Origin of the sequence: Candidatus Poriferisocius sp. (assembly GCF_965214065.1) — a bacterium.
Classification (GTDB): domain Bacteria; phylum Actinomycetota; class Acidimicrobiia; order Acidimicrobiales; family Bin134; genus Poriferisocius.
On record NZ_CBDCAT010000027.1, the window covers coordinates 593,839 to 611,761 of the forward strand.

The 17,923-nt window shown below is 64.9% G+C and carries 18 protein-coding genes and 3 tRNA genes; 5 read left to right on the top strand and 16 right to left on the bottom strand.

Annotated elements, in window-relative coordinates:
* Positions 1-75: 75 nt before the first annotated feature.
* Positions 76-152 (bottom strand) — tRNA-Met (locus ACOOGG_RS09195).
* A 42-nt stretch (positions 153-194) separates the two neighbouring features.
* Positions 195-267, bottom strand: a tRNA-Thr gene (locus ACOOGG_RS09200).
* A 75-nt stretch (positions 268-342) separates the two neighbouring features.
* Here ACOOGG_RS09200 and ACOOGG_RS09205 point away from each other — a divergent pair.
* Positions 343-891 carry a GNAT family N-acetyltransferase gene (locus ACOOGG_RS09205; protein ID WP_420434481.1) on the top strand — a complete coding sequence of 183 codons (549 nt, stop codon included), beginning with the start codon at positions 343-345 and terminating at the stop codon, positions 889-891.
* A 20-nt stretch (positions 892-911) separates the two neighbouring features.
* Here the strand turns inward: ACOOGG_RS09205 and ACOOGG_RS09210 are convergent, their stop codons facing one another.
* From ACOOGG_RS09210 to ACOOGG_RS09220, 3 genes are all read right to left on the bottom strand, one after another.
* Positions 912-2,054 (bottom strand): DUF222 domain-containing protein, encoded by a 1,143-nt coding sequence (locus ACOOGG_RS09210; protein WP_420434483.1) that lies wholly within the window; start codon positions 2,052-2,054, stop codon positions 912-914.
* 273 nt (positions 2,055-2,327) lie between these two features.
* Positions 2,328-2,409: transfer RNA gene (locus ACOOGG_RS09215), tRNA-Tyr, on the bottom strand.
* A 47-nt stretch (positions 2,410-2,456) separates the two neighbouring features.
* A complete protein-coding gene (locus ACOOGG_RS09220; RefSeq protein ID WP_420434485.1) occupies positions 2,457-2,645 on the bottom strand; it encodes a hypothetical protein in 189 nt (62 codons plus the stop codon).
* Positions 2,646-2,762: 117 nt separating this feature from the next.
* Here ACOOGG_RS09220 and ACOOGG_RS09225 point away from each other — a divergent pair, with 117 nt between their 5' ends.
* Positions 2,763-3,251 carry a YajQ family cyclic di-GMP-binding protein gene (locus tag ACOOGG_RS09225; RefSeq protein WP_420434487.1) on the top strand — a complete coding sequence of 163 codons (489 nt, stop codon included), beginning with the start codon at positions 2,763-2,765 and terminating at the stop codon, positions 3,249-3,251.
* Positions 3,252-3,275: 24 nt separating this feature from the next.
* Here the strand turns inward: ACOOGG_RS09225 and ACOOGG_RS09230 are convergent, their stop codons facing one another.
* The 9 genes from ACOOGG_RS09230 to ACOOGG_RS09270 all read right to left on the bottom strand — a co-directional run bounded on the left by ACOOGG_RS09230 (position 3,276) and on the right by ACOOGG_RS09270 (position 13,004).
* Positions 3,276-4,136 carry a M48 family metalloprotease gene (locus tag ACOOGG_RS09230; RefSeq protein ID WP_420434489.1) on the bottom strand — a complete coding sequence of 287 codons (861 nt, stop codon included), beginning with the start codon at positions 4,134-4,136 and terminating at the stop codon, positions 3,276-3,278.
* An 88-nt stretch (positions 4,137-4,224) separates the two neighbouring features.
* On the bottom strand, positions 4,225-5,142 hold the full coding sequence (locus tag ACOOGG_RS09235) for an ABC transporter permease (RefSeq protein ID WP_420434491.1): 918 nt from the start codon (positions 5,140-5,142) through the stop codon (positions 4,225-4,227).
* Positions 5,142-6,164 carry an ABC transporter permease gene (locus ACOOGG_RS09240; RefSeq protein WP_420434493.1) on the bottom strand — a complete coding sequence of 341 codons (1,023 nt, stop codon included), beginning with the start codon at positions 6,162-6,164 and terminating at the stop codon, positions 5,142-5,144. Before ACOOGG_RS09240 ends, ACOOGG_RS09235 begins: the two co-directional genes overlap by 1 nt.
* Before the next feature lie 17 nt (positions 6,165-6,181).
* Positions 6,182-7,735 (bottom strand): ABC transporter ATP-binding protein, encoded by a 1,554-nt coding sequence (locus tag ACOOGG_RS09245; protein WP_420434495.1) that lies wholly within the window; start codon positions 7,733-7,735, stop codon positions 6,182-6,184.
* A gap of 19 nt (positions 7,736-7,754) precedes the next feature.
* Positions 7,755-8,870, bottom strand: a complete 1,116-nt coding sequence (locus ACOOGG_RS09250; RefSeq protein ID WP_420434497.1) for a BMP family ABC transporter substrate-binding protein — start codon at positions 8,868-8,870, stop codon at positions 7,755-7,757.
* Positions 8,871-8,986: 116 nt separating this feature from the next.
* The gene (locus tag ACOOGG_RS09255) at positions 8,987-9,760 is read right to left on the bottom strand and encodes an enoyl-CoA hydratase-related protein (protein ID WP_420434499.1); all 774 of its coding nucleotides are present in this window, start codon (positions 9,758-9,760) and stop codon (positions 8,987-8,989) included.
* Positions 9,757-10,956: a CaiB/BaiF CoA transferase family protein gene (locus ACOOGG_RS09260; RefSeq protein ID WP_420434501.1), complete on the bottom strand. Its 1,200-nt coding sequence runs from the start codon at positions 10,954-10,956 to the stop codon at positions 9,757-9,759. The genes ACOOGG_RS09255 and ACOOGG_RS09260 overlap by 4 nt, the downstream gene beginning before the upstream one ends.
* Positions 10,953-12,353 carry an FAD-dependent oxidoreductase gene (locus tag ACOOGG_RS09265; protein WP_420434503.1) on the bottom strand — a complete coding sequence of 467 codons (1,401 nt, stop codon included), beginning with the start codon at positions 12,351-12,353 and terminating at the stop codon, positions 10,953-10,955. Before ACOOGG_RS09265 ends, ACOOGG_RS09260 begins: the two co-directional genes overlap by 4 nt.
* A 3-nt stretch (positions 12,354-12,356) precedes the next feature.
* Positions 12,357-13,004 carry a helix-turn-helix domain-containing protein gene (locus tag ACOOGG_RS09270; RefSeq protein ID WP_420434505.1) on the bottom strand — a complete coding sequence of 216 codons (648 nt, stop codon included), beginning with the start codon at positions 13,002-13,004 and terminating at the stop codon, positions 12,357-12,359.
* A 45-nt stretch (positions 13,005-13,049) separates the two neighbouring features.
* On the opposite strand from ACOOGG_RS09270, the gene ACOOGG_RS09275 reads away from it, so the two are divergent.
* The 3 genes from ACOOGG_RS09275 to fdxA are packed head-to-tail and all read left to right on the top strand — an operon-like array spanning position 13,050 to position 15,423.
* Positions 13,050-14,681 (top strand): GMC oxidoreductase, encoded by a 1,632-nt coding sequence (locus ACOOGG_RS09275; protein ID WP_420434507.1) that lies wholly within the window; start codon positions 13,050-13,052, stop codon positions 14,679-14,681.
* Complete coding sequence (locus tag ACOOGG_RS09280) at positions 14,678-15,097, top strand: hypothetical protein (protein WP_420434509.1); 420 nt, start codon at positions 14,678-14,680, stop codon at positions 15,095-15,097. Before ACOOGG_RS09275 ends, ACOOGG_RS09280 begins: the two co-directional genes overlap by 4 nt.
* Positions 15,094-15,423, top strand: a complete 330-nt coding sequence (gene fdxA / locus ACOOGG_RS09285; RefSeq protein WP_420434511.1) for a ferredoxin — start codon at positions 15,094-15,096, stop codon at positions 15,421-15,423. The genes ACOOGG_RS09280 and fdxA overlap by 4 nt, the downstream gene beginning before the upstream one ends.
* Before the next feature lie 11 nt (positions 15,424-15,434).
* On the opposite strand, the gene ACOOGG_RS09290 is transcribed toward fdxA, so the two are convergent.
* Positions 15,435-15,926, bottom strand: a complete 492-nt coding sequence (locus ACOOGG_RS09290; protein ID WP_420434513.1) for a hypothetical protein — start codon at positions 15,924-15,926, stop codon at positions 15,435-15,437.
* The gene (gene acs / locus ACOOGG_RS09295; protein WP_420434515.1) at positions 15,923-17,881 is read right to left on the bottom strand and encodes an acetate--CoA ligase; all 1,959 of its coding nucleotides are present in this window, start codon (positions 17,879-17,881) and stop codon (positions 15,923-15,925) included. The genes ACOOGG_RS09290 and acs overlap by 4 nt, the downstream gene beginning before the upstream one ends.
* Positions 17,882-17,923 lie beyond the last annotated feature (42 nt).

Sequence of the window (17,923 nt, forward strand, 5' to 3'; positions counted from 1 at the left end):
GGGACCGGGTCACGAGATGCTGCGGGTTCGATGGGGTCAGACTATCCCTGGCTGGCCGCAGGGCGAAAGGGTGGGTGGTAGCGGCGGCCAGACTCGAACTGGCGACCTCTCGATTATGAGTCGAGCGCTCTTACCAACTGAGCTACGCCGCCCCGGAGCCTCCTGAGCGGCAGAAAGCCGCCTTAGAGACCCTGAGCCTCCTGAGAGAATCGAACTCTCGACCTTTTCCTTACCATGGAAACGCTCTGCCGACTGAGCTAAGGAGGCGGGCTGGGGACTCTACCCCTTTGCGACGCCAATATTGCCACTCCGTGCCAGTGGCGGGAAAGCCAAAATTAGGTGGTGACGGACGGTACGGTGCAGCCGGTGGCGATTCGAGCGGCGAGGCTGTCTGATGCCGAGGGCATTCGCGAGATCATCAATTACGAGATTCTGAATGGGACCAGCATCTTTGAGTTGGAGCCCCGCACGCTGGCCGCCCAGCGCACCTGGTTGCAGGACCGAAGCGGGGTTCACGCGGTGCTGGTGGCCACCCCCGATGACGGTGACGACACCGTGCTGGGTTTCTCGTCGCTGTCGCCCTTCCATACCCGTCCGGCCTATAACACCACGGTGGAGAACTCGGTGTATGTCCACCAGGATCACCGGGGCAAGGGCATCGGGCGGGCTCTGCTGGTTGAGATCATCGGACTGGCTCAAAGCCACGGCTTTCACACCGTGATCGCCCGCATTTCCGGGAAAAACGAGACCTCGGTAGCAGTCCACCAATCCGTGGGCTTCGAAGTGGCAGGCGTCGAACGCGAAGTAGGCCGCAAATTCGGCCGCTGGTTAGACGTGACCGTGATGCAGCTCATGCTGCGAGATTGGACCGGAACCCCAGACCGGGCTTAGGAGGTGTCGGGGGTGAGTGTTCAAGCGGCTGCTCGTTGTTCAGCGGGCGGTGGGTGGGTTGTGGGGTTGGGCCGGGGTGGGGGTTGGAGGTGGTATCGGCCGGTTTTGGTGTCGTGGTGGATGGTGTGGCCGTGTTTGTGGACTTTTGTGTGGCAGCGGGGGCACAACAGCACCAGGTTGGTTATGTCGGTGGGCCCGTTGTGGTCCCATGGTTGGATGTGGTGGGCGTCGCACACCTGGGGTCTGAGGCCGCAGCCCACACAGCCGCGGTCTCTGCGGTAAAGGGCCAGCTTCTGGGCTTTGGTTACCGCTCTTTGGGCTCTTCCCACATATAGGGGCTGTGCGTCGGCTGCGAAGATCATCGGAACGATCTCTGCGTCGCAGGCCAGGCGGCGGAGCTCGTCTAGTTCGATGGGGGTGCCGTCGATCAGCCCTGCGCTTTTGAGTTGGCCGTCGATGGCGTCGTAGTCGGCGGACACCACCAGCACTGTTTTCTGCGGGCGGATCCCGCAGTCGAACCCGCCCGCCGCACCGCCTGCAATTGCGTCTGGGGTTGTGGCGGCGGGCTGTTGGGTGATGAGCGCGACCAGCGCGTCGGCGTTGCGCTGCTCGAAGGTGCGGATGGGGTCGAAGGCGATGTCGTCGCCGAGCATCTTGGCGCTCATGGCGCCAAGGGCGGTCTTGACCCGCTCGCCGGACACCTGGTCGAACTCGGCGTGCAACACCACCATGCCGCCGGAGGCGTCGAACACCTTGGCGCTGCGGCGGGCCCGTCGGCGCTCGGCGCGTCCCATGCCGCCGGCGGCGCGGCGCTGGTCCTCGCGGGCGGCGACGGTCTTTTTGAAATCGTCGTGGCCCTGCCAGCCGCCCAGCGCCAAGATCTCCTGGCGGTCTTGTTCACTCATCGGCGCCCGCTTGTGCGACTCGGCCACCAACCCGGCCTGATCCGCGGAGATGCGCCCGTTTTGTACCGCGCCCAGAACCTCCGGCATGGCCGCGACCCCCTGAGCCGTCTTGGCCAGCCGGCGGGCCCGATATGCGCTGATGCCCAGTTGGTGGCACACCGTGGAAGCCGCGCCCGGCCCCTCGAGCTCGCCGTAGCGGGGGACCAGCCCTACCAGATAGCCCTCCGCCCGACGGCGCAACAGATCAGCCTCGCCCATCAAACCCAACAGCTCCGAAGCGCCCGCCCCAGAAAATCCGGGAACCCGAAATCCGTAGCCACGCCGGCCTTACCGCCGCCTGAGCTGGGATTATGCGTAAATTCCATACATGAAATTACACCAACCCCAGTGACACATTGCCCCCTGAAAAACGTTCAAAAGTCCCAACGATTTCAATCAGTGAGTCGGCACCCCAAGTCGCCATGTCGGTTGACTACCTCGCGTCGGTCTGACCAGAGGTGAGGTGCATTTCAGTGTTGCGCAATGGTTGTGTGGGCCGGGGAGGATTTGAACCTCCGAAGGCAATGCCGACGGGTTTACAGCCCGTTCCCTTTGGCCACTCGGGCACCGACCCAACGAAGGACAACCTTACTGGGCGGCGAGGGCGCTGCCCTACTCAATTCAGGCGCGACCGAGGCCCGCGACTACGAACCATGTCCGGCGGAGTTTTTCGGACTCGAATCTGCCGAGGATGTACTGGCGGCGGAGTTCTTCTAGCTCGACCCCGGCCTCTTGCAGGGTCTTCTCGATGAGCACGTCTAGCTCCTCTTCGGTGATGTGATGTACCTCGGATTCAGGAATGGAAGTCATGGCCATCTCTCCTTGGTGACGCTGCTCGAAAACGGTCTTGGAACAGACGTCATTATCTCAGATCGTCTTCCTTTGACGGCACGAGTAGAGTTGGTGGCGGTGCGGTAGGTTCGGGTTATGCCGACATTTGATGTTTCTTCTGAGCTGGACATGCAGGAGGTCCGCAATGCGGTGGACCAGGCGGCCCGGGAGATCCATGGCCGATATGACTTCAAGAACACGGGTAGCGAGGTGGCGCTGGGCGACGGCGTGATTTCTCTGCGGTCGTCCAGCGAGGACCGGCTGGCAGCAGCCCGTCAGGTGTTGGAGGAGAAGCTGGTGCGGCGCAAGGTTTCTTTGAAGGGAGTGACTTACGGGTCGGTGGAGGATGCCGCGGGCGGGACTGTTCGCCAGGAGGCGGCGCTGGCTGCGGGCATCTCGGCGGACAAGGCCCGGGAGCTGAACAAGTTCATCAAGAACCTGGGCATGAAGGGCGTGTCCTCACAGACCCAGGGCGGCCAGCTCCGAGTGAGCGGCAAGAAGCGGGACATGCTCCAAGAGGTGATCGCCGCCCTCAAAGAGGCCGACTTCGCCATCCCCCTCCAGTTCGGCAACTTCCGGGACTGACTGCCGCCGGGTGGAGTTGGCGGCTTAGTACGCCTGGGGGACCCATTCGCCGGCGCGGAGGCGGCGGATTCGCTCTTCGGCGGGGGGGTGGGTGCTGAAGAGGCTGCGGAAATTGGCCCGGCCGGTGAGGGGGTTGACGATGTAGTGGGACGCCTGCTCCACCGGCACGTTGACCGGTATGCGCTGGGAGGCGGCGTTCAGCTTCTCCAGCGCCCGGGCCAGGGGTTCTCCGTCGCCGATGAGCCGGGCAGCCGAGGCGTCGGCCTGATACTCCCGGGTGCGGCTTATGGCCATTTGGATCAGGCTGGCGGCAATGGGGGCCAAGATGGCGGCGATCAACACGCCGACAAGATCGCCCATGCCCCGATCGCGGCCCCGGCCGCCGAAGAAGATCATGCCCCACACCGCGATGCGAGAGGCAAAAGTGATGGCCATGGCGATGGCCGCGGCCACCGAGCCGATGAGGATGTCGCGGTTGCGGATGTGGGCCAGTTCGTGGGCCAGCACGCCCCGGATCTCATCCCAGCTCAAGTGGTTGATAAGCCCCTCGGTGATGGCCACCGCGGCGTGCTTGGGATTGCGGCCGGTGGCGAAGGCATTGGGCTGGGGATTGGGGCTCACGTACAGCTTGGGCATCGGCACCTGGGCCTTGGTAGTGAGCTCTTCCATGATGGCGTGGTATTGGGGGAGTTGCGCGGAGGTCACCGGCACCGCCCGAGCCGAGGCGATGGCCAGCTTGTCGCTGAACCAATACGAGCCGCCTACCACGACCACCGCGATGATAATCCCGATTGCCAGCCCACCACTGCCGCCCAAAAGTCCGCCGACGGCCACGAACAGCGCCGCCATGAGCACCAGCAGGAGAAATGTCTTGATCGTGTTCATGCCCAGCCGACTCCTTTTCGGTCTGATTGCAGGTTATCGGAACGCAGAGAGCAAGCGGCAATGGCCGGGGTGGGGTGCGGCCGCTTGCTCAATAGTCAGGTTCCCGGAGTTCGGCGTAACCCGCTTCGGCTTCCAGGGACCGCCGCCGCCAAAGCCCGCCCAGCCACACAGCGAAGATCGTGATGACGAAGGGGATCATCAGCACGAACTCGCGCGGAACCCTCTCGGTGATGTTGATTTGTGATTGGATGCCGATGGCGTCGGTGAATCCGAAGAACAACCCGGCTAGAGCTGCGCCTATGGGGTGCCAGGCCCCGAAGATAACCGCTACAAAGGCGATGAACCCCCGGCCATTGGTCATGTTCTCGGTGAAGTTGCGCAGCGCTCCCACCGACAGCTCAGCCCCGCCGAGAGCGCAAAGCGCTCCGGCAATGAGCAGCGCCTGAAGCCGCACGAGCGATGGGTTCACACCCGCAGAGCGGGCCGCGAACGGGTATTCGCCCACTGCGGCGAGGCGCAGCCCGAAACGGCTGCGTCGCAACACGAACCAGGCGGCCAGCACAATCAGCGGTGTGATCCACACGAGGATCGAGAGTTCCGAGACAATCACCCCCGCCCCCGAGGTGATACCGCTTACCGGTCGAGGCAGCACCACGCCAGTGAAGATAGAGCCGCGTTTGTCGAAGATGGCGCCGAGGGCGAACGCTGTTCCGCCCAGTCCGATGGAGGTGAGCCCCAACCCGGCGATTATGACGTTGGCCCCGAGGGGGCCGATCACCCACCAGTACAGCGCAGAAAGGAACATGCAAGCGCCGACGGCTGCGAGAATCCCAAGTGCCACCGATCCGGTGGCGTCGCCGACGGCCACAGTTGTAAATGCCCCGGTAATCATCAACCCCTCGAGCCCTAGATGGAAGATCCCGGCCCGGAAGGCGAAGACGCCTGCGGTGGCCACCAGCACCAGGGGGGCGGCCGAGCGAAGCGTGGTGGCGAGGATCTGCTCCATCAGCCTGCCGTGGCCTTCGCTCCCGCGCCCGCTCGCAGCCGCACTGCTTTGAATTTGATGGTGACCAGGAACGCCACCATGCCGTGCAGCAGCACCAACGCGGGCGGTGGAAGATCGGTCACGATCGGCAAGAACAAGATGGCCGACTGCAAACCACCGAACAAGACGGCGGCCACCACGGCGCCTCCAACGGTTAGAAGGCCGACGAGCGCCACGACAACGGCAGTGAAGCCCACTTCGGGAGAGAACCCTGTGACCAGGCGAGCACCGGGACCGTAGAGCTCCACCGCTCCGGCGAGGCCGGCCAGCGCCCCAGACAGGGCGAAAGTAGCCAGGCCGACGCCGCGCACGTTGACGCCTTGCCAGCGGGCCATGGTGGGGTTCCGGCCCACCAGGGTCATGGCCAGCCCGAAGCGGGTGCGCTCAAGCAGCAGCCACACCAGCACGGCCACGCCGCCGACGAGCACTAGCACGGTTGCCGACACCCCTGAGCCGTCGGTGATGCGGAACGATTCGGGAATACGCTCGCTAGCTGCGGTTTGGCCCGTACCCGACGGGTTGCGCATGGGTCCGGCGGTCAGATACTGAAGCACCAGAGCGCCGATGAAGCTCATCATCAGCGTGGTAAGCACTTCGTCGGTGCCGAAGCGCACTCGCAGGTAGCCGGGGAGAAGCGACCAGGCCGTCCCGGCGCCGATGGCCGCGAGCATGCCGCACAGGATCACCAGTGGGGCCGGACCCTCCCGCCATCCCAGCGACACGGCCAGGGCACAGCAGGCACCTATGTAGAACTGTCCCTGGCCGCCGATGTTGAAGAAGCCGGCCCGAAATCCGATCACCACTCCCAAACCGATGAGCAGCAGTGGAATCGCCCAGCGGATCGTCGAGGTTGAAGCCCCTGTGGCGGTGACAGCCCCCTGGATGATGCCGGAGAACACATCGCCCACGCGGTAGCCGCTTGCCCACAGGATTAGCGCCGTCAAAAGGAGGGATACGACCAGAAGCACCACGGTGGAAGCCACCCGTTGCAGGCTGCCGGTCACCGCAGAGCCCCAGTCATTGCGTCTCCCACTGCCTGCCGGTCGTAGGGCGTTTCAAAGCTTGCCACGATGCGCCCGCCGTACATCACAAGGAGGCGGTCTGAGAGCTCGAACAGTTCATCGAGGTCGGAGGACACCAACAAGATGCCCGCGCCGCCGCCTCGCAGCTCTCGCAGCGATCGGCGCACGAAGTTGGTGGCGGAGAAGTCGAGGCCACGAGTGGGCTGGGCCGCCACCAGCACCTCTAGACCGGGGGCCAGCTCCCTTGACAGGATCAGGCGCTGCACATTTCCGCCGGAGAGGCTTGCGGTTGGTTGCGCGACGGATTCATAGCGCACCCGCCAAAGGTCCATCGCTTCGGCTGCCTGCCGCTTGTACTGGCGAAGCGAGATCAGCGGGTGCTGTCGGCGCTGCCGTCCGATGAGGCGAAGCGCCGATTGGTTCAGCCACAAAGGCGCACTGCGGCTGACCCCCTCGCTGTTGCGGTCGAAAGGCACCAAGCGCAGCCCTCGCAGCCTTCTGCGAGCGGGGCTAGTGCGAGTTGCGTCGACCCCGCCTAACAGGAAAGAGCCGTCGGCGATGGGGGTGAGGCCGGCGATCACCGAGACCAGGCTCCGCTGCCCGTTGCCTTCCACACCGGCAATGCCCACTATCTCCCTGGACTGGACGCTGAGGTCGATTCCGCTCAGACCGAGCTCGAAGGTCGACTTCTGGCTGGAGACCCCAACCAGCTCCAGCAGCGTCTCCTGTGTTGTCCCAGCAGATGGCGCTATGCCGATGGTGCGATCCACACTTGCTGCGGGGCCGACGATGGCGTCGCTGAGCTGACCCTCGGAGACTTCCGACATCTCACTCGGGCCAAGGACTAATCCGCCGTTGCGCAATACGCTCACCGTCTCCGCGACGGCGGACACTTCCCGCAGCTTGTGCAGCACGATGAGGATGGTCACCCCGTCGTCGCGAAGGCGCATCAACCGCTCGAACAACTGATCGGCGGCCGCAGGCGTGAGCAAGGCCGTAGGTTCGTCCAGCAACAAGATCCGCGCGTCGCCAGCCAGTGCCCGCACGATTTCCAACGACTGGCGAGTTTCCACAGGCAGATCCCGAATTCGGGTTGACATCATTGCCGGGCCGCCTAATTCGGCAACGTAGTTCTGCCAGTACCGGTGTAGCTCCGCCCGCCGGTAGAACGAGCGACCACTGTTTCGGGCCGCGGTCAGCTCGAGGGCTTCCGCGACCGTAAAGGATGGGGGCAGCGAGAAGTGCTGATGAACCATGGCCAGTCCGGCCATTTGGGCGGCGCGCACGTCGCCGAGGGGAATCTTCTGGCCAGCTATGTACACGTCTCCGGAATGCGGTGCCTGGAGACCGCCGAGCACCTTGGCCAGTGTGGTCTTGCCCGCCCCGTTTTGGCCGACCAACGCGTGGATTCGACCAGGGGCAAGGTCGAAGCTCACGTTGTGCAGTGCTTGGACGGCACCGAACGAGACGCCGAGCGACCGGCTGCTAACCGCCGGAGCTGAGCCGGATGCCGATCCGCTCGGCACCTTCATCAAATCGAGGTTACCGGTGTCAGAGCTCGGGATCGAAGGGCACTTCGAGAGACCCGTCGGTGATCTGCGAGCGGGCCTCATCGATCTCACCCAGTGTGGCGTTGATGATCTCCACCATCTCTGCTGGGCCGTTGGCAAGAAAGTCGGGGTTGATCACCAGGTCCACGCCGCCCTCGGCCACGCCAGCGCCGATGTAGCCGGGCGTATAGTTGTCGCTGAGGGCGTGATCGACTTGGTCGTAGAGAACCTGCGACCAATACAGCAAGACGCTGCCAATAACAGCAGGACTGGTGAAGTAGTTCTCCGAGCCGCCGATCACATAGCCATTCTTCTCCTCGGCGGCCTGGATGACGCCGAGGTCGGTGGCGGCCGCATCGGTCATGATGATTTCTACGCCGCCGTCGTACAGCGCTGCGCCGAGTTCTCGACCCTTGGCGGGGTCTTCGAAAGAGTCCGCGAAAGCGGCTTCTCCCGTGATGTCGGAATTCTTGGTCTGGGCCGCGGCCACGAAGGCGTTGTAGTCCGCGTTCAGCGGTGGGATTGACACGCCGCCCACGAATCCCACCTTGCCGGTGGTGTTTAGAGCGCCAGCTAGGATCCCGGCCAGGTAGGTGCCTTTGTAATAGTCGAAACCAACGGAGACGAGGTTGTCGACACCGCCTTCGAAGCCGAAAATGTGGATCCAGCGGGTGTCCGGGTATTCGGGGGCTACTGCGGTCACGGCGTCCTGCATGGGCGGGAAGGTCACCGCGATGATGTCTGTACCCTGATTGGCGAGGTTGCGCAGGGTGGTCTCGAAGGTCGACGGATCGGTTGCCTCGATGAAGGTGGTGTCGGAGCCGAAGTCGGCCTCTACCATCTCGAGCCCTCGTACGAGGTCGTCGATCGGTCCCAGGTCGCCTGCCCTCTGGTTGACCACAAGGGCCACCGAGGGTGGCTTGACGGGTTCCGGGGCGGGCGTCGGAGCGACGGTAGGTGCCTCGGTAGCCTCGGGCGTTGGTGCCTGCGTCGGCTCCTCAGCCGTTGTGGCGGCGGGTTCCGGAACGGCTGTGCCCCCGTCGTCATCGTTTCCGCAGGCTGCGGCTGCGAGGGTGAGGGCCAGCAGGATGGCCGCGAACTTGAGTCGATTTCTCATCAGATTCCTCCCTGCGTGGGGCAGTGAGTTCACTATAATGCAGTTTTTCAATAAATCGAAAGTACAAATCTTCAATTAATCAAAAATAGCTTTGGCACCCGACCGGCGCGGGTGGCTCAGCGGCCTTCCCAGCGAGGGGCTCGCTTCTCGCTGAAGGCTCGAATTCCCTCATCGCAGTCCGACGATGTCAGCACCTCCACCAGGGCGGGGAGGTTGGCCATACGGGCGTCGGAAGCGGTCATGTGAGGAGTACGGCGCACGATTTGTTTGATGGCCCGCAGCGACAGCGGGGCGCAAGCCAGCAGTTCCTCTAGCCAGCGGTCCACAGCAGCGTCTAGTTCCGCCGCGGGGACGACCTCGTTCAACAGGCCCAGAGCCAGCGCCTCGGTGGCGCTAAATCGCTTGCCGGTCAACAGAACCTCCATGGCCCACTTGGCGGGCAACTGTCGTGCCAGTGACACGATTCCCCCGTCGAGCGGTAGGCGGCCCAGCCGAGGCTCCACAAAGCCCAAAACGGAGTCCTCAGACGCCACGGCCAAATCGCAGCCCACCACGAGTTCTAGGCCACCTCCGAGCGCATAGCCGTTGACCCTGGCCAGCACGGGCACGTCCAGGGAGTCGCGCAGCGGGAGGTGGCCGAAGCCGTCTCTACGGGGTCTCAGCCAGTAGTCGAGATCTGTGGCACCTTCGGCGCGCATGTCGTCACCAGCGCAGAAGGAGCGGTCACCGGCGCCGGTGAGCACCACGACTCGCACCGAGTGGTCAGCCTCGATCGCCTCCCAGGTCCGCAGTAATTCGTCTTGGTGGGCCTCGTCGATGGCGTTGAGCCGTTCGGGGCGATTGATCGTCACCCGGGCGACGTGGTCGGCCACAACGAGGTCAATACTCATGCCAATACTCCCGCGGTCATAAGCGCATCCACGCGCTCGGATTCGATCCCGTAGTCCGCCAACGCGTCGGCTGTTCCCTCACCGAGCCGCGGCGGGGGGTGCTGCCCTGAGGCTGGCGCGTCTGGCAGATGCACCGGCGATGCCAGAGAACGCAGCGGTGCCAGAACTGGCCGGGGCACCTCCACGATCATGGGCGCTGTGTGCGGGTCTTGCAGCGCCTCTTCGAGGGTTCGCACCGGCGCGCAGAGCACATCTTGGGCCTCGAGACGCTCGATCACCTCAGCACAGGTGAACCGCCCGATGGCCTCGGCGATCAAGGCCTGAAGACGGGGCCGATTCACCTCCTGATCGGCCATGGTGGCGAAGTCGGGTTCCGCCGAGAGGTCTGGCTGGTCGAGGGCGGCGCAGATGTCGCGCAGCGGATTCGGTTTGAAGGCGCCCACCACAACGACCTCACCGTCGGCGGCGGCGAACGTGCCCACTAGGGGGAGACGGGCCCAGTTCACGATGCCCCGGCCCATCAACGAGGTCGTGGCCTCCAAGATTTGCATGGCGAGAAGGGAGTCATAGAGCGAAACCTCGACCCTCTGGCCGTGTCCTGTGCGGGTCCGCTGAAGCAGCGCCATGAGGATCCCCTGCACCATGTGCATGCCCGCGGTGTAATCGGCCAGCGATACGGGATAGATGGCGGTGGGGTGTTCGTCGTCGGCTTTGTGCGACATTGCCCCGGTGAGGGCCTGCGCCAGGATGTCTTGACCGCCCTTGTGGGCATACACCCCCTCGGTGCCGAAGCCGGTTCCCTGGGCGTAGACGATGCCGGGATTGATGCCCGACAGTCGCTCGTATCCCAGACCCAGGCGGTCCATCACGCCCGGCCGGTAGTTGTTGACTATCACGTCGGCTGCGGCCACTAGGTCGTCGATCAGGGCCAATCCCTCGGGTATGCGGACGTCGACCACCAGACTGCGCTTGTTGCGGTTCACCGCCCCGAAGGCAGGGTGCTCAGCGCCGTCGGGATCGACGATGGCATGGCGGAAGATGTCGCCGCTGCCGGGGCGCTCGATTTTCAGCACATCCGCTCCGTGGTCGGCCAAGAGCTGGGTGGCGACCGGCCCCATCATGATCTGCGAGAAGTCCAGAACCCGTATCCCGGCCAGCGGCTGGGCCGCGCTGTTGTTCGTGGCCCAGCCGCTCACGGGGCCCCCAGTTCCGGGGGGCTGGCCGGGCGCGCCCGGGGGGAGGGGATGTCTCCCGGGTCGGCGCCTTGGCGGCGCAGGCGGCGCTGCACAGCCGCAACGTCCGCCTTGCGGACGGCAACGCCGGTGTCCAATGCCTCGACGGCGGCTGTACCGGCCGCCTCGCCCATCGCCATGCAGGGAGGAATCTCCCTTGACAGCTTCTGGGCCTCGGGAGTCACCGAGTAGTGCCGCCCGGCGACCAGAAGCTGCTCCACTTCGCGGGGCAGCATTGCTCGATACGGGGTGTAGTAGCCCCGGCCGCGGGCCACGCTGTCGGCAAAGTGCACCCGATTGACCACGTCGTCTTTGGAGACGACGTACTCGCCTTCTAGAAGGCGTGACTGGCGTACTCCGATCTGGGGTGCCACATCGATCACCACGGCCTTCTCAAATCCCGGATAGTGCTCACGCACGTATTCCACGAGGCCGGCGATTCTCTTGCGTCCCTCCCGGTCGGCGGCGGTGAGATCTTCCACGCTCAGCCCGTCGTAGCCGGTCATGTGCGGGCAGTTGCACCACACGACACCCGGCAGAGGCGTCTTCAACCACCATATGGCCCAAGAGCCGCCGAGAATGCGCCGCGCCCCGCGGTTCACTGTGTGGCAGTCGGCCGGCTGGGTGTGCTCGAAGTGCTCGGCGGCGTCTGTATCGACGTTGCCGAGGCGGAACACCGTGGTGACCATGTAGGAGCCCTCCACGAAGGGAGCGCCCGCAGTGGCGGCCACGTCTGCGTCCCCGCTGGCGTCGATCACGACATCGCCGAGGACGGCCTGGGGGCCGGTTTTGGTCTCGCAGATCACGCCAGAGATGGTCTCTCCCTCCATGATCGGTGCCGAGTACCACGAATGGAGCCGGACATCGACGCCCGCTTCTTCGACGAGATTGTTGGCCACTCGCTTCCAACCGTCGGGATCGAAAGCCACCGCGTACACGATGGACTTTTGGGGCCCCTTTGCGTAGAGGTCGAACACGCCCCATCGGGACCACCGCTTCCACATCTCGTCGCTGAGCACTCTGTCTTCGGGTGGTGGGTAGACGGCCAGCCCCAGCGCGTCTAGACGTTCCACCATCTCCTGGGCTATGCCGTTAACGGTGACCTCTTCGGCACCGTCGGCGAAGTCGTCGAGCACCAGAACCATTCCCCCTGCCGCCAGGCCTCCCAAGTGGGCGTAACGCTCCAGCAGGGTCACGCTGGCCCCTTGGCGGGCTGCCGAGACGGCCGCGGCCAAGCCAGCTGGTCCGCCCCCCACCACTACTACATCGCTTTTAGCCATCACCCGGGCATCGGCGGCCGGTCGGGTGACCGAGGCCTTCACCGGTGCCTCGGTGGCTGGTTGAGTGACTGAAGGGCCCATCGCCTAGAAGCTCGGAGGAGTCACTACCCATAGCGACACCGAGGTGACCTCGCCGGGGTTCTCGTACCAGTGGGGGATGGTGGAGTCGTAGGAAATCGAGTCGCCCGCCCGCAGCACGTAGTGGGTGCCGCCGACGTTGACGGCGTGTGTTCCCTCCAAGACGATGCCGAATTCCTCGCCTTCGTGTACGAACGGGGTGTCTTCGGTGGAGTACCCCGGCTCGGTCTCGATGCGGATTACCTCAAGGGCGCTGTCGGTCCGGGCGGTGAGCAACTCGGCCACGACCAGCTCGTCATTGGGGAGATTCAGCCGGCGACGATCCTCACGTCTTACCACCGGCGAGGTCATCTGCTCGCCGGCAACGAGTCGAGCTACTGGGATGCCGAGGGCGTGGGCCACCTGCACGAGCGTGTTGAACGATGGGTTGCCCTGTCCCCGCTCAACCTGCGATAGCAGTCCGGCGCTCACCCCTGAAGCCGAAGCAAGCTGCTCCAGTGTTGACCCCTGGATCTTGCGCAACCGCTTGATCTCATTGCCCACCGCCTGCACGGTGAGCGGAGGTCGATCGGCGATGGCAAGGCGGGCCGTGGGGGCCGGAGTGTGCCAGTTGGAGTGTTCGCTGTTCTGGTCTGGCGAGTGCAAGTCAGTCACTTCCACGAGAGGGTGGCTATCTTCAGCAAAGTATATTATTTCAATATGGTGACGCAGGCACACCAATCGCACGTAGTGATCATCGGCGCGGGCGCCTCAGGCTCGGTCGCCGCTGCTCGCCTGGCGGCCGCTGGTTTCGAGGTGGTCTGCCTGGAGCAGGGCGACTGGAGCAGCCCGGCAGACTACATGAGCGCCCAACCAGAGGCTGAGCTGGCATGGATCGAACGCTGGAATCCCGATCCCAACGTCCGCCAAGGACCGGCCGACTATCCGCTGACCGGCAACGCGGATGTGCGCCCGGTTATGTACAACGGCGTTGGTGGCGGGCTGGTGCAGTGGGCAGCCATGTGGCAGCCGTTGCTGGCTTCGGACTTCAGGGTGCGGGCGCTCGACGGGGTTGCTGATGACTGGCCAATCGGCTGGTCCGATCTTGCGCGGCCGTACGCCCAGGTAGCCCGGGATATGTCGGTGTCAGGCTTGGGCGGCGACCCGGCTCTGCCCGAAACGGATGCCTACCCCAACCCGCCCATTCCCATTGGAAAGATCGGACGGGTCGCTTCCGAGGGAATGGACCGCCTGGGTTGGCACTGGTGGCCCGGTGCCAACGCGATTGCTTCGCGCCGCCACCGCTCTCTTCAGGCCTGTCAGCGGCGAGGCACATGCATGATCGGGTGCCCGGAGAACGCCAAGGCCACTCCATCGCTCACGCACTGGCCTTCGGCGCAGGCTGCGGGTGCCCGTCTGGTGACGGGTGCCCGCGTGCTGGAGATCCCCTTGGATGAACGAGGTCGGGGGCGTGGTGCCGTGTATCGAGACCGCGAAGGAGCGGAGCACTTCCAACCAGCGCAGGTGGTGATATTGGCCGCTAACGCGGTGGGAACCGCTCGTCTGTTGCTTTTGTCGACATCGCCGCGATTCCCCGATGGTCTGGCCAACTCTTCAGGATTAGTGGGACGACGACTCATGCAGCATCCCTACCAAACGGTTTCGGTGGTCTGCGAAGAGCCGATCGACAGCTGGCAGGGGCCCTGGGGGCAAGTCATCTATTCGCTGGAGTTCGCCGAGTCCCACCCCGACCGCGATTTTGTGCGCGGTGCTAAGTGGATGGTGATGCCGCACGGGGGACCCATGTTTGCCGTGGCGGAGTACCAGGAGGCCCACCGCGGTGAGGGCTTCGACGCAATATGGGGCCCCAATTTCCATCGGGCAGCCGATGAGGTTTTCGGGCGCACCTTCACCTGGGGTATCCAAGCGGAGGACCTCCCCGAGGACGATAACCGGGTGACCCTTGACCCAGAGGTGTGCGACTCTTCGGGACTACCTGCCGCTCGCATCGAATACCGGGTATCGGGGAATACCCGAAGAATGCTCGACTTCAACGTGGCACGGGCCGTCGAGGCAGCGGAGGCATCAGGAGCGGTGTCCACCCTGGTGCGCGACGTATGGCCCTCCGGCATCGGCCATGTGCTGGGCACAACCAGAATGGGCAACGATCCACAGACTTCGGTCGTGGATCGTTGGTGCCGGGCCCACGACGTGCCCAATCTCTACGTGATCGATGGCGGTGTGTTTGTCACCGGGGGATCAGCCAACCCGACGGCCACCATCATGGCCAACGCGCTGCGGGTCACCGATCACTTGATTGAGGCCCGGGCATCGCAGGATGTTCCGGCATGAGCAGCTCCGGGCCGACTCCAGCCCAGCGCCTCATACTGGCGCGGCTGGCCGACATCCTCGTGGCTCAGGGCCTGGGCATGCCGGCCGCTTCGACGGTTGGCGTGGCTGACGATCTGTTGGACCGATGTCTTGCCGCCGCACCTTCCTTATCCGAGCCGGTGCTTGCCCTACTGGACGAGGCTCCTGCCGATGGTCTTGAGGCTTTCGTGCGACGGTTGGCGGCGGATCGCCCCGGTGACTTTGCCGTGTTGTCCACGACCGTGGTGGGTGCCTACTACCTCAGCGCTGAGGTGCGAGAACGGATTGGCTACCCCGGCCAGCAGCCCAGTCCGCTGTCAGCAGCAGCCGAACCGGACTACCTCGACATGCTGGAGCGGGTCTATGACCGGCACCCCGGCTATCGGGGGTGCCCGTGACCTACGTGATCGGACCCCCTTGCATTGATGTGAAAGACGCCGCCTGCGTGGCGGAGTGCCCCGTGGACTGCATCTATGTGGGCGGGCGGATGCTCTACATCCAGCCCGACGAGTGCATCGACTGCGGGGCCTGCGAGCCGGTATGTCCGGTTGAGGCCATCTACCCTGAGGCGTTCTTGCCCGCTGAGTTCCAGAAATTCACCGAGGTCAACGCCGACTTCTTCCAGATCGCCGGCCTCGGCACGCCAGGTGGCGCAGCCTATGTTGAGCCTGTCGAAGCTGATCACCCAGTCGTGCATGCTTGGCCGGAACCTTCGCCAACCTGAGTTTTCGCTTGTCAGCGGTCGTAGTAGCCGGAGTGGATGTAGACGCAGGGGACGTTGGCCTCGGTGTACATCTCCACGTTGCGGGGGTCGTCTTCTAGGGCGCACAGCAACTCGAAGCCGTGTTTGCGGAGGTTCTCCACCTCTGCGGCCTTGTAGACGCGGGACCGGTCACCGCTGTTGGGAGGTCGTAGGATCAGGAGATCCCAGCGGACGCTTTGGGCTTGCAGCCAAGCCACCGTGTCGTCAAGCAGCAGCCAGGGGCGGGCGGTGAGCAGCACGACCGCGATGTCAGAGGCCAGCGAGTTGACCAGGGCCACCGCCGCTTCTAGCGGGGGGTCGTCGGGGCAGGCGGCGAAGAACTCGTCCCAGCGGCGGTCCTGGGCCAAGTTCTGGCGGCCGCTGCCGTCGGAGATCACTCCGTCGACATCGACGATCACCGCGGGGCCGCCGTCGATGGGCGCGCCCCGCCATGTCCAGTGGGAAGGGCCGGCTCGTTCGGTCAATCTTCTTGGGGGGATTCGGCGGCTCGGGTGCGGATCTCGTCCACCACCGACTGGTCGGCCAGGGTGGTGGTGTCACCCAGGCTGCGGCCCTCGGCCACGTCCCGCAGCAGGCGGCGCATGATCTTGCCCGAGCGGGTCTTGGGCAGGTCGGGCACCAGCACCACCGTCTTGGGCCGGGCAATGGGCCCGAGCTTGGCGGCCACGTGCTGGCGGACCTCCTCGCCCAGATCGTCGGTGGCGTCGTGGCTGCCCCGCAAGATCACATAGCCGATGATGGCCTGGCCGGTGGTGTCGTCGGCCGCGCCCACCACGGCAGCCTCGGCCACCGCGGCGTGGTCCACCAGGGCTGATTCCACCTCGGTGGTGGAGATGCGGTGGCCGGAAACGTTCATAACGTCGTCCACCCGGCCCAGCAGCCAGAGGTAGCCGTCGTCGTCCACTTTGGCTCCGTCACCGGCGAAGTAGCGCCCGTCGAACCGGCTCCAATAGGTCTCCCGGTAGCGCTCGGGGTCGCCCCAGATGCCCCGCAGCATCGACGGCCATGGGCGGGTGATGGTGAGATAGCCCCCGCCCTGCTCCACTGGCTGGCCGTCGTCGTCCACCAGCTCGGCGAACACCCCGGGGATGGGATGAGTGGCCGACCCCGGCTTGGTGGTGGTGACGCCGGGCAGCGGGGAGATCATGTGTCCGCCGGTCTCGGTCTGCCACCAGGTGTCCACAATGGGGCAACTCTCGCCGCCGATGTGGGTGTGGTACCACATCCAGGCCTCGGGGTTGATGGGCTCGCCCACCGTGCCCAGCACCCGCAGGCTGGACAGGTCGTGTTTGGCCGGCTCTTGGGCGCCCCACTTCATGAAGGTGCGGATGGCGGTGGGGGCGGTGTAGAGCTGGGTGACGCCGTAGCGCTCCACGATGTCCCACAGCCGGTCGCGGCCGGGGGTGTCGGGGGTGCCCTCGTAGATGACCGAGGTGGCGCCGTTGGCCAGCGGGCCGTACACGATGTAGCTGTGGCCGGTGACCCAGCCGATGTCGGCCGCGCACCAATACACGTCGGTGTCGGGCTTGAGGTCGAACACGTACTTGTGGGTGAACGCCACCTGGGTGAGATAGCCGCCGGTGGTGTGCATGATGCCTTTGGGCTTGGCGGTGGTGCCCGACGTGTACAACAGGTAGAGGAGCGCCTCGGAGTCCATTGGCTCGGGCGGGCAGTCGGCCGATGCTTCGGCCATTAGGTCGTGCCACCACAGGTCGCGGCCCTCGGCCATCTCGACGTCGGTATCGCAGCGATTGACCACCACAACGTTCTCCACCGAGGCCGCTCCCTGGCTGAGGGCGGTGTCCACGTTGGGCTTCAGCATCGACGGAGCGCCCCGGCGGTAACCGGCATCGGCGGTGATGATGAGCCGGGCCTCGGCGTCCTCGCAGCGGTCGACGATGGCGTCGGGGGAGAAGCCGCCGAAGATCACCGAGTGGGCCACCCCGATGCGGGTGCAGGCCAGCATGGCAACCGGCAGTTCGGGAATCATCGGCATGTAGATGGCCACCCGGTCGCCGGCGCCCAGGCCCAGGCTCTTGAGCACGTTGGCGAACTTGGAGACCTCGGTCAACAGATCGGCATAGGTGATGGTAAGGGTGTCTCCCGGCTCCCCCTCCCAGTGGAAGGCGATCTTGTCGCCCTTGCCCGCTTCGACATGGCGGTCGAGGCAGTTGTACGACACGTTTAGGGCGCCGCCGATAAACCACTGGGCGAAGGGGAGGTCCCACTCCAGCACGGTGTGGAAATCGCTGTCCCAGCTGAGCAGATCGCGGGCTTGCCGGGCCCAGAACGATTCATAGTCGGCATCGGCCTCGTCATAGAGCGAGCGGTCGTTGGCCAGTGCGGCGGCAGCGAAATCGGCGGCTGGGGCGAAAGTGCGGTCTTCGACGTAGTAGTCCTCAATGGTGGCATCGGACATTGCTCATTCCTTTCCGAGGTTTTCGCTGTGCAGCGCGGCGAG

Excerpts from the sequence above, each read along its gene's own strand:
- ACOOGG_RS09210 (WP_420434483.1), bottom strand. The coding sequence starts at position 2,054 with ATGGGCGAGGCTGATCTGTTGCGCCGTCGGGCGGAGGGCTATCTGGTA.
- ACOOGG_RS09220 (WP_420434485.1), bottom strand. The coding sequence starts at position 2,645 with ATGACTTCCATTCCTGAATCCGAGGTACATCACATCACCGAAGAGGAG.
- ACOOGG_RS09225 (WP_420434487.1), top strand. The coding sequence starts at position 2,763 with ATGCCGACATTTGATGTTTCTTCTGAGCTGGACATGCAGGAGGTCCGC.
- ACOOGG_RS09230 (WP_420434489.1), bottom strand. The coding sequence starts at position 4,136 with ATGAACACGATCAAGACATTTCTCCTGCTGGTGCTCATGGCGGCGCTG.
- ACOOGG_RS09235 (WP_420434491.1), bottom strand. The coding sequence starts at position 5,142 with ATGGAGCAGATCCTCGCCACCACGCTTCGCTCGGCCGCCCCCCTGGTG.
- ACOOGG_RS09245 (WP_420434495.1), bottom strand. The coding sequence starts at position 7,735 with ATGAAGGTGCCGAGCGGATCGGCATCCGGCTCAGCTCCGGCGGTTAGC.
- ACOOGG_RS09250 (WP_420434497.1), bottom strand. The coding sequence starts at position 8,870 with ATGAGAAATCGACTCAAGTTCGCGGCCATCCTGCTGGCCCTCACCCTC.
- ACOOGG_RS09255 (WP_420434499.1), bottom strand. The coding sequence starts at position 9,760 with ATGAGTATTGACCTCGTTGTGGCCGACCACGTCGCCCGGGTGACGATC.
- ACOOGG_RS09265 (WP_420434503.1), bottom strand. The coding sequence starts at position 12,353 with ATGGGCCCTTCAGTCACTCAACCAGCCACCGAGGCACCGGTGAAGGCC.
- ACOOGG_RS09275 (WP_420434507.1), top strand. The coding sequence starts at position 13,050 with ATGGTGACGCAGGCACACCAATCGCACGTAGTGATCATCGGCGCGGGC.
- ACOOGG_RS09280 (WP_420434509.1), top strand. The coding sequence starts at position 14,678 with ATGAGCAGCTCCGGGCCGACTCCAGCCCAGCGCCTCATACTGGCGCGG.
- acs (WP_420434515.1), bottom strand. The coding sequence starts at position 17,881 with ATGTCCGATGCCACCATTGAGGACTACTACGTCGAAGACCGCACTTTC.